This window comes from Dyadobacter endophyticus (genome assembly GCF_014641595.1).
In the GTDB taxonomy this organism is placed as follows: Bacteria; Bacteroidota; Bacteroidia; order Cytophagales; family Spirosomataceae; genus Dyadobacter; species Dyadobacter endophyticus.
Genome location: NZ_BMIA01000001.1, coordinates 263,839 through 279,654, shown reverse-complemented (window position 1 = coordinate 279,654; position 15,816 = coordinate 263,839). Strand labels below are relative to the sequence as shown.

17 protein-coding genes are annotated in these 15,816 nt (G+C 45.0%); 7 read left to right on the top strand and 10 right to left on the bottom strand.

Features of this window, described 5'->3' with window-relative positions:
- Nucleotides 1–169: 169 nt before the first annotated feature.
- Nucleotides 170–1,261 carry an alpha/beta hydrolase gene (locus IEY24_RS01280; RefSeq protein ID WP_188927901.1) on the bottom strand — a complete coding sequence of 364 codons (1,092 nt, stop codon included), beginning with the start codon at nt 1,259–1,261 and terminating at the stop codon, nt 170–172.
- A 605-nt stretch (nt 1,262–1,866) separates the two neighbouring features.
- Nucleotides 1,867–2,253 (bottom strand): winged helix-turn-helix transcriptional regulator, encoded by a 387-nt coding sequence (locus tag IEY24_RS01275; protein ID WP_188927899.1) that lies wholly within the window; start codon nt 2,251–2,253, stop codon nt 1,867–1,869.
- Nucleotides 2,254–2,393: 140 nt separating this feature from the next.
- Between IEY24_RS01275 and IEY24_RS01270 the strand changes: the two genes are divergently transcribed.
- Nucleotides 2,394–3,185, top strand: coding sequence for an SDR family oxidoreductase (locus IEY24_RS01270; protein WP_188927897.1), 792 nt, complete (start codon nt 2,394–2,396; stop codon nt 3,183–3,185).
- 18 nt (nt 3,186–3,203) lie between these two features.
- Nucleotides 3,204–3,527, top strand: coding sequence for a nuclear transport factor 2 family protein (locus tag IEY24_RS01265; protein ID WP_188927895.1), 324 nt, complete (start codon nt 3,204–3,206; stop codon nt 3,525–3,527).
- Nucleotides 3,528–3,925: 398 nt separating this feature from the next.
- Here IEY24_RS01265 and IEY24_RS01260 read toward each other — a convergent pair whose 3' ends face one another.
- The 7 genes from IEY24_RS01260 to IEY24_RS01230 form a co-directional block, all read right to left on the bottom strand.
- Entirely contained in the window at nt 3,926–6,112 is a 2,187-nt protein-coding gene (locus IEY24_RS01260; protein ID WP_188927893.1) for a xanthine dehydrogenase family protein molybdopterin-binding subunit, read from the bottom strand.
- Nucleotides 6,096–6,572 carry a (2Fe-2S)-binding protein gene (locus IEY24_RS01255; RefSeq protein ID WP_188927891.1) on the bottom strand — a complete coding sequence of 159 codons (477 nt, stop codon included), beginning with the start codon at nt 6,570–6,572 and terminating at the stop codon, nt 6,096–6,098. The genes IEY24_RS01260 and IEY24_RS01255 overlap by 17 nt, the downstream gene beginning before the upstream one ends.
- Before the next feature lie 177 nt (nt 6,573–6,749).
- Complete coding sequence (locus IEY24_RS01250) at nt 6,750–7,334, bottom strand: hypothetical protein (protein WP_188927889.1); 585 nt, start codon at nt 7,332–7,334, stop codon at nt 6,750–6,752.
- A 1-nt stretch (nt 7,335) separates the two neighbouring features.
- On the bottom strand, nt 7,336–8,154 hold the full coding sequence (locus tag IEY24_RS01245; protein WP_188927887.1) for a metallophosphoesterase family protein: 819 nt from the start codon (nt 8,152–8,154) through the stop codon (nt 7,336–7,338).
- A 9-nt stretch (nt 8,155–8,163) separates the two neighbouring features.
- The gene (locus IEY24_RS01240) at nt 8,164–9,066 is read right to left on the bottom strand and encodes a helix-turn-helix domain-containing protein (protein WP_188927885.1); all 903 of its coding nucleotides are present in this window, start codon (nt 9,064–9,066) and stop codon (nt 8,164–8,166) included.
- Nucleotides 9,067–9,073: 7 nt separating this feature from the next.
- Entirely contained in the window at nt 9,074–9,418 is a 345-nt protein-coding gene (locus IEY24_RS01235; protein ID WP_188927883.1) for a DoxX family protein, read from the bottom strand.
- A gap of 206 nt (nt 9,419–9,624) precedes the next feature.
- Nucleotides 9,625–12,027 carry a TonB-dependent receptor gene (locus IEY24_RS01230; protein ID WP_188927881.1) on the bottom strand — a complete coding sequence of 801 codons (2,403 nt, stop codon included), beginning with the start codon at nt 12,025–12,027 and terminating at the stop codon, nt 9,625–9,627.
- Between the two features lie 273 nt (nt 12,028–12,300).
- On the opposite strand from IEY24_RS01230, the gene IEY24_RS01225 reads away from it, so the two are divergent.
- From IEY24_RS01225 to IEY24_RS01220, 3 genes are read left to right on the top strand one after another with little or no spacing between them, the layout of a single operon-like run.
- Complete coding sequence (locus tag IEY24_RS01225; RefSeq protein ID WP_188927879.1) at nt 12,301–13,083, top strand: SDR family oxidoreductase; 783 nt, start codon at nt 12,301–12,303, stop codon at nt 13,081–13,083.
- Between the two features lie 16 nt (nt 13,084–13,099).
- Nucleotides 13,100–13,225: a hypothetical protein gene (locus tag IEY24_RS32920; RefSeq protein ID WP_262892313.1), complete on the top strand. Its 126-nt coding sequence runs from the start codon at nt 13,100–13,102 to the stop codon at nt 13,223–13,225.
- Nucleotides 13,226–13,243: 18 nt separating this feature from the next.
- A complete protein-coding gene (locus IEY24_RS01220; protein ID WP_188927877.1) occupies nt 13,244–14,152 on the top strand; it encodes a helix-turn-helix domain-containing protein in 909 nt (302 codons plus the stop codon).
- Between the two features lie 157 nt (nt 14,153–14,309).
- Here the strand turns inward: IEY24_RS01220 and IEY24_RS01215 are convergent, their stop codons facing one another.
- Complete coding sequence (locus tag IEY24_RS01215; RefSeq protein ID WP_188927875.1) at nt 14,310–14,666, bottom strand: winged helix-turn-helix transcriptional regulator; 357 nt, start codon at nt 14,664–14,666, stop codon at nt 14,310–14,312.
- A gap of 101 nt (nt 14,667–14,767) precedes the next feature.
- On the opposite strand from IEY24_RS01215, the gene IEY24_RS01210 reads away from it, so the two are divergent.
- Nucleotides 14,768–15,376, top strand: a complete 609-nt coding sequence (locus IEY24_RS01210; protein WP_188927869.1) for an FMN-dependent NADH-azoreductase — start codon at nt 14,768–14,770, stop codon at nt 15,374–15,376.
- A gap of 11 nt (nt 15,377–15,387) precedes the next feature.
- Nucleotides 15,388–15,762 carry a DoxX family protein gene (locus IEY24_RS01205; RefSeq protein ID WP_188927867.1) on the top strand — a complete coding sequence of 125 codons (375 nt, stop codon included), beginning with the start codon at nt 15,388–15,390 and terminating at the stop codon, nt 15,760–15,762.
- The last annotated feature ends 54 nt before the right edge of the window (nt 15,763–15,816 follow it).

Here is a 15,816-nt window from a genome sequence, read left to right as displayed (position 1 = left end):
TCCGACTTCACCCAGTTCATTGGATAGAAAAATATGCTTTTTGTGCTCACTTATGTTAGCCTTACAGAATCTGTTTTCCGACCAAGATTCGGCTTTCACACAGACTCTCTCCATGCGAATTCCGAATGAAATGAATCAATTTGATTTCGGTTCGATACAAACGCTCCTACTATTTCTCCCCAAAGTCCATTTTGGCCGCCAAAAAAGGCAACACGCGTTGATAAAACCTCCCCCCCTGGCTCCACGTATTTTCGTTCGGCCCGCCGGCATACTCTTCCGCCTGATGGGTAATACCCAGGTCCTGCAATTTTCTGCTGAGCTCACGATTGGAATCCACATGTGCGTAGATGGCATCAAACCTTCCCCAATCAAAGGCCAGCCCTCGGAGCTTTTTCAGGTTATCTGTGTATTCATCCAACGACTCCCCAATGATAAAGCCGCGCCTTGCCTTGGCCATATTAATAGGATTGGGTATGAACGTATTCCCTTCGGGCTGCATAAAAAAGTCACAATAGTATGGCGGTCGGTCAGGGTTGGGAAGATAAGTCTGGCAGACAGCAACAAAGATTTGTGCAATTCCGTCCAGGCTTGCCGGCGAAGTTGTTTTTTGATCATAAATCTTTTTCCAGTCGATCTGTGAATAACTCCATGGAAGCTCACCCATGCCGGTTGCGACAGGGTGCATTGCGTAGACCAAGCCAAACACATCCGGTCGCGCCATCGCAAACTTCAAAGCACCTCTGCCGCCCATCATCTCGCCGATCACAGCCCTGCTTTCACTTTTGGCGATTGTCCGGAATTTTCGGTCGATCAGTGGTATGACTTCCTCGGTCGTGTAATCCAACCACCGGCCGCTTACCGGCGAATTATCGTAAATGCTTCCGGTAGTTACCGTGCGATAGTCTGGGGCGACCAGAATAAACTCCCCGACAAGACCACTACCGAAAGCACTGTCGATCAGCTCCATAATCCGTCCATCCTCAAACATGCGGTCATTGTTCCAGAAGATATTGTGAAGCAAATACACAACCGGGTAACGTCTGGTAGAACTGTGGTAGCCCGTTGGGAGATATACTTTCAGGTTTCGTTCGGGATTTATACCGATCTTGTTCTCCTTCAATATCTCTGAAATCAAATTTTGGGTCACCAGTTCGCCTTTGGCGGGGTGATCACCCTGGGCATTCCCGGCAATCCAGACGGAGCTAAGCACAGTCAGTCCTAGTGACAAGATGAGGGTCGGTATTTTTTTAGACAGCTTCATTTGGTGTCCTGATTTGGCACTAAAACAGCACTGTTTTTGGTTACCCCCCAAAAATGATTTACGTAGATGCAGATTTAATTGATCAATGGCCTTAGAAAGCGGACAACAGCTTGGCATTCTCGATGATGAATTATCCGGGGCTTTTTTCGCAACGGCAGCCTGGAAATAGCCATAAACTGTCTGGTAGTAATCAGGCTGCCATTGGATGCCCCAACTCACGGGTCGCAGCCTGTCGACACTCAAACGGGATTTTACAAAGATTTTTGAAACGACGCCCGAAAAGTGGTTTTAACACAAGCATTTGGAGCAAGCACATTATCTGATTTCAAAAAGGGAGATGCGGCCTTCGGAAATTTATCTGGAAGTCGGTTTTGAAAATCTGTCGCACTTCTCATTCACCTTCAAAAAACATTTGGCCTTAGGCCAACCGAGTTAATTGAAAAAAACGGGACCGTCCGCTGCTAACAAATAGTTGGTTGCATTAACTTTAAAAAATAAATAGATCGTTTAGCGAAGAAGATTATTGCCTACTTCAAGTCTGTCCACATATACATACCTCGTAGTATAGAAACTCAAAGATTAGAGCTATTGTACTGATATACAGATTAACTTACTATGGGTACGTCCAAATCGGAATTTACAGCATGTCTTAAAATTACATCCCGTAAACGGTCTTCATGTTCATTACTCCATTGCCCTAATGCGGCAATCACAGGGATCATCGTCTTACCAAAATCGGTAAGGCTGTATTCTACTTTTGGCGGTACAACGGGATAAATTTTTCTCGTAATCAGTTCATGTTCCTCCAATTCTTTCAACTGAATATTCAAAACCCTGCGTGAAGCGTCGGGGATTTTGCGCTGCAATTCGCTTGGGCGTTTATGACCCTCATTGATAAACCACAGCAAACGGATTTTCCATTTGCCGTAAAGGACCTCACCTATCAGATCAAGTCCACAATTCAAGTTCGGTATCGTTTTTCTCTCATACATAATGCAAACATAAGCGTATGTTCCGATTTGGACAATAGGAGAATAATTTATCCCTATATGAATCGTAATGCCGTACTTGTCTCAACTTCTTTTATACGTCAATTTTGTCCTATAATCAATTCTTAAAAGTAGGACAATAGATGGAACAGTTTAAGTTCAACAATGAGCTATCAGGCAAGATCGCCTTGGTAACAGGAGGTACAAAAGGGGCCGGAAAGGCAATTGCAGAAAGGCTTGTACAAGCTGGTGCAACGGTTATTATTACCGCAAGAAACGCACCGGAACAGGAAAACAGCAATTTTCATTTCATTCCTTCGGATTTAAGTAAGGCAGAAGGATCACAAAAGGTGATAAGCGAGGTGCTATCAACTTATGGTAGGCTGGATATCCTTGTAAACAATCTGGGTGGTTCATCAACACCCGCCGGTGGTTTTTCAGCATTGAATGATCAGGATTGGATATCAACTCTGCAAGCTAATTTACTTGCTCCTGTCCGGCTTGACAGAGGATTTTTGCCGCAAATGATCGATCGGAAAAGCGGTGTTATTATTCACATAGCTTCCATACAAGCCATATTGCCGCTGTACGATTCTACGTTGCCATATGCAGCTGCAAAAGCAGGGTTGATCAATTACAGTAAAAGCTTATCGAATGAAGTTACGCCAAAAGGTGTCCGCGTGCTGACTGTTTCACCAGGATGGATAAATACTACTGCATCGATAGCCTGGTTGGGCGAGATCGCAAGAAACGCTAATAGTACTGTTGAAGAAGCTCAGCAAGGTGTCGTAGATGCATTGGGTGGGATACCTTACGGCAGGCCCGCCAAACCGGAAGAAGTAGCCGAATTGGTTGGCTTTTTGGTTTCACCAAGAGCCAATTATTTAACAGGAACAAATTTTGTCATTGACGGCGGCACAGTACCAACCATTTAATATCCTTACATAAAAAATATGAACTTACCGAAGGTAGTATCAGACTTAGTAAAGACACAAAACGCCTTTGATAGCGTTGCTTACTCAAATTGTTTTTCTGAAACAGCCGTAGTCTATGATGAAGGCAAAACGCACACAGGACGGAAAGAGATAGAACTTTGGATTGCGGATGCCAACGCGCGATACGAGGCTACCATGCAGCCTGTCAGCTATGAAGAAAAAGGAACGGAAAGCATTTTAAAGGCGGAGGCTTCGGGAAAATTTGACGGAAGCCCTATTATATTGAGCTATCACCTGGAAATAGTTGATGATTTGATACAGTCGTTGAGAATTACAGGATAAATGGGAATGGTTAATTTAGCCATTCCTTTTTCCAGCTCATGACGACAAGAAAAGGGTTCACCACATTATAATGCTGGACAATCGTCGCGTGCCCCTTCCGTTGCAGGAACGTATTGTCTCTACGGTCAAGTGATTTACCCGCCGATGATGCAGCCTGGATATCAGAAGTTTGTTCAATTGTTTAACTGAAAGTCGCTACTACCGGAACATGCTTCCGCAAAGGGCAAAATAACGGAGTTTTTATAGGCGTTGATGCTTTGCTGTCAATGACTAAATCAACTATAAAGGTGGAAGTCATAAACTCCCACCTTTATTTTAACTGTACCTACACAAAGCCACCAGGAAACCTGGAGAGCTAAATCACTCCATTGCCATCAGATTAGTGTTGATTAACTATTCTATTTTTCTGAATCCCGGTAATGAGCCTCCAATGCGGCCTGCAATGGAAGCGATCTTAGACGTATCCCGGATAGATTGTAAATAGCATTAGCAATAGCGGGCGCCACAGGCGAAATTGGAGGTTCTCCCACACCAGAGGGCAATTCCAGACTTCCCTGGATGATCACCTCGATTTGAGGCGTATCCCTGAGCGTAGCTACCTGATAATCAACAAAATTTGTTTGCACAAACTGACTGTTTTCAATCGTAGCCTCTTCATAAATGGCAGCGCTGATGGCCATGATCGTGGCTCCCTCTACCTGCTGTCTGACACCGTTTGGATTTACGATTATTCCCGCATCAATGGCTTGGACGACTCTTGTGACCTTTATTTTTTTATCTATAATTTGTACCTCAACCAACGCCGCCGATATGGTACCCCGGTCCTCACAGACCGCTATGCCCCGACCAAGCGAATCAGTTTTAGGTGTATTCCATCCGCCCTCTTCTCCAAGCTTCAATAACAACTTTTTACGGCGTTGCAGCAGTTCAGTGTTGCCGCAATGTTCAATTCTAAATTTTAAGGGGTCAACGCCTGCCCTCTCTGCCATTTCATCCATAAAGCTTTCCATAGCAAATGTATTGGCAAACATGCCTACACCCCGCCACAAACCGGTCTGAAAAGGGAGATCACCGCCCCATATTTTGGTGGTTTTGTTTGGAATGGTATAGGGAATCCTGGCTCCGTGACCCGCCGCCGGGAAGTCGGCTCCAATGATGGTTTTTGCGATGGGAACAGCTAAGAATGCCATAGAGCCAGTCGCAAATTCATGTTGTAAAACCGAAACTTTACCGTTTGTATCCAATTGGCCGTGAATGATATGATGCGTGTTGGGCCTTACATGTCCGTTTTGAAATTCCTGTTGCCTGGTATAAAGCAGGTGTACCGGCTTACCCGCAGCTTTGGAAAGTTTGACAGCCTCAATTCCATTGTGTTTGTATCCCCTACGTCCAAATCCTCCTCCGATGAATCTTGGAATAATTTCAATATTTTCCTCTTTGAAATCAGTTTCAGCGGCAATAGTTTCGCGCATGAAAGCTGAATTCTGTGTAGAGGCATATAATGTTACGGTTTCGCCAGATACATCTGCAATCATTACACTGGGTTCCATGGACGCATGATAGCCAAGCGGGGTCCGGTACTCACCGATCATCCGTTCACTTTTTGAGTCGACCGTAGCATCGCCTTCGTCTTGCATAACTACTGCCACTCCATTGCCTACCGTAATAGCCTCAATTGCGTCCCTTGTTGAATAATTTGGTTCAAAAGCCCAGGAGACTTCAATTTTTGAGACAGCTTGCTCCGCTGCATACCTTGTTCTCGCCACCACACCAATCCACTGCTTATCCTGAACAATCTTTAAGACGCCAGGGCTATCTGAGGCACGCGAGGTATCCGCCGTTTTTACCTCACCGCCAAAGTACGGACAATACAAAACGGAACCGTAAAGCATTCCGGGAATGTCCGTATCAATTCCATAAACTGCTTTGCCCAATACTTTTTCCTCGGCATCGACCCGTTTGTGCTCCTTACCGATCAGTTTAAAAGTGGATGCCGGACGTAAAGCAGGAGTTTGAGCCAGCTTCCATTTTTTGGTTTGCTGCGCTATTTCTGCATAAGTCGCCCGATGGCTTCCGGATGTGATCACACCATCGGCAGTTTGCAAAGTGGTTATTGGAACGCCCCATAACTTCGATGCGGCCAGTTTTAAGGTTTCCCGCAATGTGGCAGCCACTTCTCTGATACCAGTGTACAAAGAAGCGGTGCTGTTGCTCATTCCGGTGCTCGCGGTGCTTTGCGGGCCCGATAACGTCGATGCATGAACGACCTTGATACCGGCAAAGTCTACATCGAGTTCTTCGGCCGCCAGGATAGCAAAACCTGTAAAAATACCCTGCCCCATTTCTACTTTCGGAGACTTCAATGTGATGGTATTGTCGGCATTAACCTCAAACCACACCGTCGGATCAAAATCAGTGACGCCGGAGTCAAACTTCATACCAGCGGCCAAATTGCTCAGCGCACCGCGAACTCTGGACCGTCCAAAATAAAGTAAGGCAACCGACCCGAGTATTGTTGCACCGGAACGGGCCAGAAATTTCCTTCTGGAAAATCCCTTTTTTGGCTTTTCAGTCGATACTTTCATGATTTTTTGTTTGGGCAGCCAGGAGAATCGCTTTGATAATGCGCGGATAGGTCCCGCAACGGCAAATGTTGGAAATGCTGTTTTGAATATCTTCTTCCGTAGGGTTTTTGTGTCTTTTCAGAAAATCGGCAGCAGCCATCATAAATCCGGGTTGACAATATCCACATTGCGGCACCTGCACTTCCAACCATGCCTGCTGTACGAAGTGCAGGCGATCCTGCCCCTTTGACAAACCCTCAATGGTGGTCACCGCTTTTTCATGGGCCATATGTGCCGGATACAGGCATGAGCGAACCAATTCTCCGTCTATATGAACCGAACAAGCGCCGCATATTCCTTTACCACACCCAAACTTGGTTCCTTTTAACTTCGCTTCGTCCCTGATAAGCCACAAGAGAGGCATATCAGGATCCGCTTCAAATGTGCTGGCTTCGGTATTAATTTTGAGCGCTATTTTCATGTTTTTAAAGTAAAGATTTCATCGACTTTTAAAAGCACTTCGTGAGACTATGGCAACAAGGTGTGTGCGGTCGCGACTTCTTCAACTTCGCCGGTCGCGGGAACGATACAAAAGTGCTGTATATACAGTTGGCGCAATTAGTCTAAACACCTTTTGTTGTAGCCAAAACGGATGGCTTTAAAAATGGATCCTGATCCCACATCCAATCTTGATGATATCTGTGATTGCCAGTACCGTTGGATTGAGCACATAGCTGACCAGATACAGATCATTGGTATTTAACTCGATATATCCGGTTACCGCTTTTATGCTACCTGCGTTTTTCAATTCACGGGTAACAGAGGACTCTGTGGCCAAATGAAGCCGGAGCGCAGACTTCCACCAATAATAACCCCGGGGAAAGCGTTCGGGCCAGTTGAGATAAAACTGGTCGCCAAAATGGTACGCGGATTTTATTCCAATATCCAGCGGATGAATAGTAAAGGCTTTGGCCACCTTTATCTTCAATGGCTGGCAATAAACCGAGGCGGAAAGTATGTGCAACTCCCCACCAAAATCCTTGGGTAAATAGCCGTAATGCAGGCCGGTCCGTATCCGGCTGCGAAATAAGTCGTAACCGGTGCCCACACTGACCCACCCGATGCTCCCTGCATATTGAACCCCTAAGTGATCAGGTACTAAATTTTTCAGAAATTGCGCACAGCAATTCCGATCTGCTGATCCGATCAGCAGCGCAAGCATTACCCATACTTTCGGTTTCATTCTAGTATCCCACTATCGATTTGAAGACTCTTCCGTTTACCATTTTAAGCAGTACAAAAGCATTCTGGTTAAAAGCATAGCTGGTCATATACCTGATACCATCCTCAAATGGGTAAAAATCCAGATGCTGGTGAACATGCCCATGAAGTGACAGCAACATTTTTGGCGTTCGGCTTAATAATAATGGGTACGACTCAGCCAGCTCACGATCAAATTCCAGCGGGCTGAATGGTGGGACATGAGAAACGGTCACAATATACGCAGCATCTTCTGTACCGGACAATTCCCGGGAAAGCCAGGTCATGTCCGGTACTTTACGATTTGAGTATTCCAGGCTATTTGTATTATGACAGATAAATTTGACGCTGTCATATACGAACGAGAAATCGGTCGGTCCAAACATTCTTGTAAATACTTTCTCGCCATTCGCAATCAGGTCGTGGTTTCCGACTACGCCGATGTATGGTTTTTTCAAATGGCCCAACCGGCCAGTCACCCACTCAAACTCCTGTAAAAGGCCAAAATCCGAGACGTCGCCTGCAAGGAGAACCAGGTCGACATCATCCAGTGTATTTACCTTTTCTACAAACCGGTCGAGTTCATCATACCAGCGCTGCGAATCACCGACGAAAACAACAGTTACCGTATCGTCGGTCGGGTTAGCAAATAGCTTGATCAGATTTTTCGAATTCAGATCTCTGGGCGAGTCCTTGTCGCTGACCTGGTTGGGACTAAATTCGAAGCTGCCGCAGCCCGTCAGCAGCAAAAGCAGAAAGATCCAACATAGAAATTCAGTCTGTAATTCACATTGGCGTCTCATCAAAGATCATCAGTTGAACGACGCCCTGAATTCCAAAGGAGAAACTTTGGTTTTGCTCTTAAAAAGCTTGTTGAACGATTGCGGGTGCTCAAAGCCCAGGCCATAGGCAATCTCTCTGACCGACAAGGTGGTCGTAGACAGTTTTTCCTTGGCCTTATCAATCAGCTTTTCGTGAATGTGCTGTTGCGTGCTTAGTCCGGTCAAATTTTTAAGCAAACTCCTCAAATAACCTGGTGAAACGTGAAGCGCCTCGGAAATAAACTCTACTGTCGGCAAGCCGTTGGTCACCAGATCATCACTTTCAAAATAATTGTTCAATAAATCATTGAGCCGATCAAGGATCTGGTGGTTGGTGATCTTCCGGGTAATGAACTGTCGCTGGTAAAAGCGTTCAGAGTAATTGAGCAGGGTCTCCAAGTACGATACGATGATGTTCTGGGTGAACGGGTCGATATTCCCGTTGCATTCGTGGATAATATTTGCAACGATTTCGTTCATCACCTTTTCCTCTTTGTCCGATAAAAACAAGGCTTCCTTTACCGAGTAATTAAAAAATTCGTACTGCTTAATCTTTTTGGCAAGCGGTGTTCCCCAGAAGAAATCTGGGTGCACAAACAGCATCCATCCTTTGGGTTCATACCCGGGGGCATGCTCTTGCCCGCTTAAAATTTGGTTAGGTCCCACAAAGGCCATAAAGCCCTCGTCAAAATCGTATTTCTGCTGCCCATATATCAGGTTGTTACAATTCCGTTTGATCGAAATCATATAAAAATCCAGCACGACGCTCATGCCAGGACTGTCTTTTAGCTGGCCGCATTCGATAATGCTGATCATGGGATGCGGCGGCGGTGCGAACCCCTGCATCTTATGGGCCTGAGAGATGGAACTTATTCTAATCGGTGCATTCATCATATTTTTCTTAGAATTTGAAAGGATATCTGAACCAGATCAATAACAAAGGCAAGGCCAGAAAAGGGATTTCCATCAAAGCGGTTTTAAAGTCGCCCGCTCGTAAAGACAAAGCCATGATCAGAACAATGGTAACGGCATTAAGTACATTACCAAGAAAAAAGGTTTGCGGAAATAACAACATCAAGCCAATGATGATTGAAAACACGCCGAAATACGGCATGATAGACTCGGTAACGCCCAGGTTGCCCATCATTTTTGCCTGCTCCGGACTTGGCGGCTGAAACGCATCCCAGCCATGTTTGACGCTCAAAAATGCGGATGCCAGAATAAGTATCACACTTACTATTTTCATTGGAGAGATTTTATAAATACAATTAATGGTAAATCAAATGCCAGCTATTTTTTTGTTTGCGATACAACAAACCAGTACTTTTTTTGCACCACCCCTATCAGAGATGCGCGCGAGTGGCAGGGCGGCAAGTGTGTAACACAATGCTTACAAATAGTAAGGTCGCTAAAAGGGTAACTTTTCTCCAACCACGTATATAGGCATGTTATTTATAGTTCAACCCTTACCCCAAATGTTGGAAACATCCCCAGGCCGACCCTGTACACGTTTCCGGTATTGGGAATGAATACCTCGGAATTCACATTAAACTGGTTGTTGATGTTAGCAAGGTCTACGAAAGCGGAGAACATTCCTCTTTTCAAAGGCACATTGTAATCGACGCGAACGTCCAGGCTGACATAATCAGGTAGTCTTCTGCCATTAATCTCCGTGATTTCCTGCGAATAACGCAGCATATCAGGATCGCCGAGCACATTGGAGTGAAGGGTATACACATCGGCAGGACGGCCGGTACTGTACCGGAATTTACCTGAGAAGATCCATTTGTTATTAGGCTTGTAGCTGCCTAGCAATGAAAAGTTGTGTGGTACGCTAAAGGTGTAGTCGTATCGGCCTTGACCGTTATGATCATCCCGTTTGCTTTCCATATATGAGTAGCTGACAGTACCGTACCAGCTTTGTGAAAGTCTTTTGGTAAGGCTCACGTCAGCGCCGTATGCGTAACCCGTGCCATTATTATTAAGGTAGCTCTGCACCCGGTTGGGCTGGACAACCACGTCGTCGAACTGTTTATGCCAACCTTCCACGACCAGTTTCAGATCGCCTGAAAATTGGTATTTGTAGCCTACAATGTTTTGAAAAGTCCGTTCATTTTTCAGCTTATTGGCAGCGCTCTGACCTGCCAGATCGGAGAAAGCAGCATCCTGAAAGTAGATACCGGAAGCAAAATTGACGCTCTGTTTATCCCCCAACAGAATGCTCCCGCTCAGCCTTGGCGAAACGGTATGCTGCTCTGTGAAGCCCGTGTAATCGTAGCGAATGCTTGGGTTCAGGGTAAAGCCATCAGCAATTTTCCATGATACCGCTACGTAGCCCGAACCATTGAAGGCACTGTTATCGAAATCTGAATTGTACTGTGCCGGATTCAGTATCTGATAATACTGGCCAGCACCTGGTCTTGGATCGGTACGGCGGAAAGTGTAGACCGTATCTACCCGTTTAAGGGCCCGTTCATAATCCAGGTTTACCATGGCCGCATCTATCCCTGCGGTAAAGGTGACTTTATTGAAGCGTTTGGTATAAACCGAGCGGTAACCCATTTCTGCCTGGTTGTTCTTGATCCGCCTGAGATCGTCTTCGTATCTGCCATGTCTTGGGTTCAGGACCATGCCTTCTTCATTCAGGGATGGCGTGAAATTGCCAAAGTTGTTATCCACCCTCGATGTACGGAAATAAAGGACGTTCTTGATGTAACTTTTGCTATCGATCAGGGTCCTCAGATTCAGTCCGACCAGCGTCTTGCTACCCCTGTGATTAAAGAGCATCGTGCCGCCACTGTTGTCATCATTAATATTGTAGTTTGGATCGATATCTTCAATGCTCCGCCTTGGCCTTTCCGGATTATACATGGCAATAAATGAAAGTTTATTTTTTGCATTGAGCTCTGTTGTCGTTTTAATCAGGTAATCGCCAAAGCCGATACTCACCGGATTTTGCAGATCCAAAACCCTTTGCAGCAATGCAAAATTCTGATACCTTCCCGAGGCGAATACACTTGTCTTTTTAGAGATCGGGCCATCGGCAATCAAAGTAGCCCCCAGCAAATCGAACTGTCCGGCAAATGACCAGGTTTCTTTATTCCCTTCCTTGATGCCAAGCGCGAGATAGGACGAAGATTTTCGGCCATACACCGCATCGAAGCCGCCATTCTGAAATTGTACGTTATCAATGATCCTGGGTGCAAAAATGCTAAACCGTCCGCCATTAGGGTCGTTAAAACCAGAGTTGAAACCCTCCGCCTCCAAATGCGACAAGTTGAACATCGGTATATCATCGACCATGTAAACGTTGTCCTGAGTCCCCTGCCCTCTTGCGGCGATAGCAGAAAATTGGGCCCCGCTGCTTACCACACCCGGCAGGCTTCCCAAAGCCCGCATAATGTCGCCTTGGGCACCCGGATTTCTGAAAATTTCTTCCCTCGAATAGGAAAAAGTGGAGACTGGAGTCAAAAGATTGTTTTCTCCCTTAAATGCGCGGACCGTCGCCTCGTTTAAGTTGGCCACCGCTTCCAGGATTTCTAATTCGGAATAATAGGTTTTACCCGGTGTGATGACTACTTCACTGATATTCTTGGTCTGAAAACCGATATAAGAAATCGTTACCGCATAAGTACCGGCTGGGATATTATTGAGTGTAAATATCCCCGATGTATCGGTGGTCGCCCCGAATTGTGAATGATCGATCTGCACAGTGGCGCCGATAACGGGCTGTTTGGTGGATTGATACAAAATTTTACCTTTGAAATTCCCTGTCGCCTGCGCGAATGACGCCAAGCTCGCAATACTGAAAAGTAGGGTCAGCACATGGAGCTTCATCTTGCTTCTTTGTTTCATTTTATCCTGATTTCGTTTGCACAAAATTGCAGCAGGAATAAAAAGCGGAATTAGCCTAAACGCCTTTTGATGTAGCCAAAAGGAATATGATCTGCCTGAGCAGCCTATTGTCTCATTAATTATCAAGGCAAAATCAGCAGCAATCCCGAACCTGGACATCGACGGATGGAAACAGAAGCTCTTAATCTTCCTTTTCACTACAACCTGGCGACTTTTGGATACATCCGCTAATTGACATTTGCTGAACTTTGCATCAACAACAGCAAGAAAAATATGGACTTAAAGAATAGCACCATCCTGATCACAGGAGGAACCAGCGGTATAGGTTTGGAACTTGTCAGGCAACTTACCCGGCAAGGGTCAACAATCATCGTCACAGGTCGTAAACAAGACGCCTTGAATGATACCAAAAGGCGTTTCCCCAAAATACACGCCTTTCAGAGCGATGTAAGCGATCCGCAGGATATTGAGCGCCTGTATAAAGAGGTAACACAACAATTTCCTGATCTGAATATGATCGTTAACAATGCAGGTGAAATGCGGTTGCTCGACATTCAGGACGCCAGTAAGGACCTCGAAAACATAACCCGTGAGATAGATATCAATCTTACGGGAACGATCCGGATGGTTCATCAATTTCTACCGCACCTGATCAGCAGACCTTCTGCGGCGATTGTGAATGTTTCCTCTGCCATTGCTTTTATGCCTTACTCAACGGCTCCGGTTTACAGCGCTTCAAAAGCAGGGGTTCATGCTTACTCCCTTGCCCTTCGCCTGCAATTAAACAAAACCAGTGTCAAGGTATTCGAACTGGTCCCTCCGGGCGTGAACACCAATCTTCAGAATGATTGGGTGCTGCCACCTAATCCCAGCCAAATGATGGATGTGGATAAACTCGTCGGTGTAGCCATCAAAGGACTTTTGAACGACACACCCGAGATTAAGCCACTGCTGGTGAATGTGATCAAATTTTTAAGCCGCTTGATGCCCAATCAATTGATAAAAATCGGACACAGGGAATTTGAGAAATTCAAAAAACTGAATAATCAATCATAAATATCAGATATGAACCATGATCAAAAACATAGCTTCCGCGCTGCTGCTGCTCATTTCGGTATCGCTCAGTTTCAGACACGCCTGGGATACCCTGAATTACAAAAACAATCCCGAGTCCGTTAAGATGATGGTATCCGTTTAAATTTAAATAGCTCACAGGATGGCAAACAGCAAACCCTACCGGATCAGCTCCATCACGGAGATACACCGTTTGATGAGGCTCCCTAAACCCCATCACCCGCTGATCAGCATCGTCGACCTGAAAGGCCTGAAGAATGATACAGGTATAGAGGCGGTCATTTTCGATTTGTATGTAATATCTATGAAAAGAGGGTGTGACGGCTTACATTACGGGCAACAGAAATACGACTTTGATGAAGGGCTCATGGCCTTTTTGTCTCCCGGCCAGATCTTGCGCGGCGAAGAGAATGGTGTACCCGAGGCTCTGGAGGGCTGGATGCTATTCGTACACCCCGACTTTCTTTGGAACACATCGCTTGCTGCCAAGATCAAGCGGTACGAATACTTTAGCTATGCCACCAGTGAAGCGCTATTCCTCTCAGACAAGGAAGAAATAGTGATCAATGACCTGATCGAAAACATTAAAGCTGAATATTATTCCAATATGGATAAATTCAGCCAGGACATTATTATCTCGCACCTGGAGACCTTGCTCAAATACGCCGAGCGCTTTTACCAGCGTCAGTTCATCACCCGAAAGATCACCAACCACCAGGTCCTAAACCAGGTCGAAGAGATCGTAACAACCTATTTAAACAACGAAGCCCTGCTTTCCGAAGGACTGCCAACCGTAGCATACTTTGCCGATGCTTTGAACATATCCTCAAAGTATTTAAGTAGCCTGCTGAAACAACTGACCGGCCAGACGATGCAGCAGATCATCCACGAAAAACTGATCGAGAAGGCCAAAGAAAAATTATCTACAACGACGATGTCTGTCAGTGAGATCGCCTATCAGCTGGGTTTCGAGCATCCTCAGTCTTTCAATAAACTATTTAAAAGCAAGACCAAACAAAGCCCATTGGATTTTCGGCAGTCCTTCAACTGATATGGTCAAACAGCTTCCGAAGACTGCCAGGTCAGCAACTTCTTCGGGTTCAGCCATTCTCCCCATGAGCAGGTAAACGGGCCGTTGAATGCTGGTTAATTTCTGTTTGACAACCGTACGGTGATGTCAGCCGGTTGCCCGTCGAGACTAAATATTATCATTTAGCGGTAATTTTCTTTTTATGTTTTTGTCCCCAGTCTGCTAATACAGCAAAAACGTCTTTGAGTGTTTTTGCATATTCCGTAGGAACGTATTCTACCACGACGGGGGTTTGGTCAGCTTGCACCATCCGTTTTAGTAATCCGTTTAACTCTAATTGCTTTAACTCATTGGAAAGCACTCTTGCCGAAATGCCATTAACTATTCGTTGCAATTCGTTGAAACGTGTGTGTCCGCCGACCAATGCAATAACAATTCTCAATTTCCATTTACCACCTACCACATACAGCGCGTCTTCAACTCCGTTGATGTGACTCGTGCATTGCTCTTCTGAATACAGCGTTCTTTCTTTCATATCTTATAAGGTAACCTAAATATTACTACTAACCTTTTGTTTACTACTAATTATTAGTTAGCAAACATAGGTAATTTTGCTTCATTAAAAAACAAAAAATAATGAGCAAAAAAGTATTACATATTATTACAAGCCCACAAGGTGAGGCTTCAGTCAGCAAACAATTGGGTAATGTAATCATTGAGAAAATTCAAGCGAAATACCCTAACAGTTTTGTCAAAGAAAGAGATTTGGCAAAAGAATCCTTTCCACATTTAGATGGACTGCAAATTGGTTCGTGGTTTACGCCTGCCGAAAATCACACACCTGAACAAATAAAAGCGATAAAGATTTCAGACGAAGCTATTGCGGAAATGCGAGAAGCGGATATCTATGTTGTTGGTGCGCCATTTTACAACTTTGCGATAACGTCCACATTAAAAGCCTATCTAGATCACATTGCAAGACCAGGAATAACTTTTAGCTATAAAGAGGACGGAATGCCTGAAGGCCTTTTGAAAAACAAAAAAGCATATATCGCAATCGCTTCAAGCGGCGTGTATTCTCAAGGCGTAATGCAGTCGTTTGATTTCGTTAGCCCATATCTGAAATTCATACTCGGTTTTCTTGGCATTACCGACATTACTACGTTTCGTGTGGAAGGACAAAGAATTCCAGGTCTTCAAGAAACTGCGTTGCAAAAAGGTCTTGAAAGTATTGTTATTGATTAAAAGCTATTATTATGAATAAAATAAAAATCACTTACTACGTTTCGACAGGATTGCTGTCGTTGGCAATGGCGTTGTCAACCTATGCGTATTTGGTAAATCCAGCAACAAAAGCGGGATTTCAACATTTGGGTTTTCCCGATTACTTTAGGGTAGAATTGGGAATCGCGAAAGGCCTTGCCGCTATCGCCCTTTGGATACCTTTTCGTTTAGCGAAGGAAGTCGCTTACACTGGTTTATCAATTAGTTTCGTGTCTGCGCTCATTGCACACGTTGCTATTGGCGATCCGGCTTCCGTTTTCATCGCTCCCCTTATTGTCTTGACCATACTTGTTACGTCTTATGTAACTTATCTAAAACTACAAGCCCTTACCAATAAATCTGAATGACTCTCTGTCACGGCAGTCCTTATGCCTTCCATTGTCTATCGTTATGTGCCCGGC

Bases quoted from the DNA above. Each gene is read 5' to 3' on its own strand.
- IEY24_RS01280 (WP_188927901.1), bottom strand. From the start codon at position 1,261: ATGAAGCTGTCTAAAAAAATACCGACCCTCATCTTGTCACTAGGACTG.
- IEY24_RS01275 (WP_188927899.1), bottom strand. From the start codon at position 2,253: ATGTATGAGAGAAAAACGATACCGAACTTGAATTGTGGACTTGATCTG.
- IEY24_RS01270 (WP_188927897.1), top strand. From the start codon at position 2,394: ATGGAACAGTTTAAGTTCAACAATGAGCTATCAGGCAAGATCGCCTTG.
- IEY24_RS01265 (WP_188927895.1), top strand. From the start codon at position 3,204: ATGAACTTACCGAAGGTAGTATCAGACTTAGTAAAGACACAAAACGCC.
- IEY24_RS01260 (WP_188927893.1), bottom strand. From the start codon at position 6,112: ATGAAAGTATCGACTGAAAAGCCAAAAAAGGGATTTTCCAGAAGGAAA.
- IEY24_RS01255 (WP_188927891.1), bottom strand. From the start codon at position 6,572: ATGAAAATAGCGCTCAAAATTAATACCGAAGCCAGCACATTTGAAGCG.
- IEY24_RS01250 (WP_188927889.1), bottom strand. From the start codon at position 7,334: ATGAAACCGAAAGTATGGGTAATGCTTGCGCTGCTGATCGGATCAGCA.
- IEY24_RS01245 (WP_188927887.1), bottom strand. From the start codon at position 8,154: ATGAGACGCCAATGTGAATTACAGACTGAATTTCTATGTTGGATCTTT.
- IEY24_RS01240 (WP_188927885.1), bottom strand. From the start codon at position 9,066: ATGATGAATGCACCGATTAGAATAAGTTCCATCTCTCAGGCCCATAAG.
- IEY24_RS01235 (WP_188927883.1), bottom strand. From the start codon at position 9,418: ATGAAAATAGTAAGTGTGATACTTATTCTGGCATCCGCATTTTTGAGC.
- IEY24_RS01230 (WP_188927881.1), bottom strand. From the start codon at position 12,027: ATGAAACAAAGAAGCAAGATGAAGCTCCATGTGCTGACCCTACTTTTC.
- IEY24_RS01225 (WP_188927879.1), top strand. From the start codon at position 12,301: ATGGACTTAAAGAATAGCACCATCCTGATCACAGGAGGAACCAGCGGT.
- IEY24_RS32920 (WP_262892313.1), top strand. From the start codon at position 13,100: ATGATCAAAAACATAGCTTCCGCGCTGCTGCTGCTCATTTCGGTATCG.
- IEY24_RS01220 (WP_188927877.1), top strand. From the start codon at position 13,244: ATGGCAAACAGCAAACCCTACCGGATCAGCTCCATCACGGAGATACAC.
- IEY24_RS01215 (WP_188927875.1), bottom strand. From the start codon at position 14,666: ATGAAAGAAAGAACGCTGTATTCAGAAGAGCAATGCACGAGTCACATC.
- IEY24_RS01210 (WP_188927869.1), top strand. From the start codon at position 14,768: ATGAGCAAAAAAGTATTACATATTATTACAAGCCCACAAGGTGAGGCT.
- IEY24_RS01205 (WP_188927867.1), top strand. From the start codon at position 15,388: ATGAATAAAATAAAAATCACTTACTACGTTTCGACAGGATTGCTGTCG.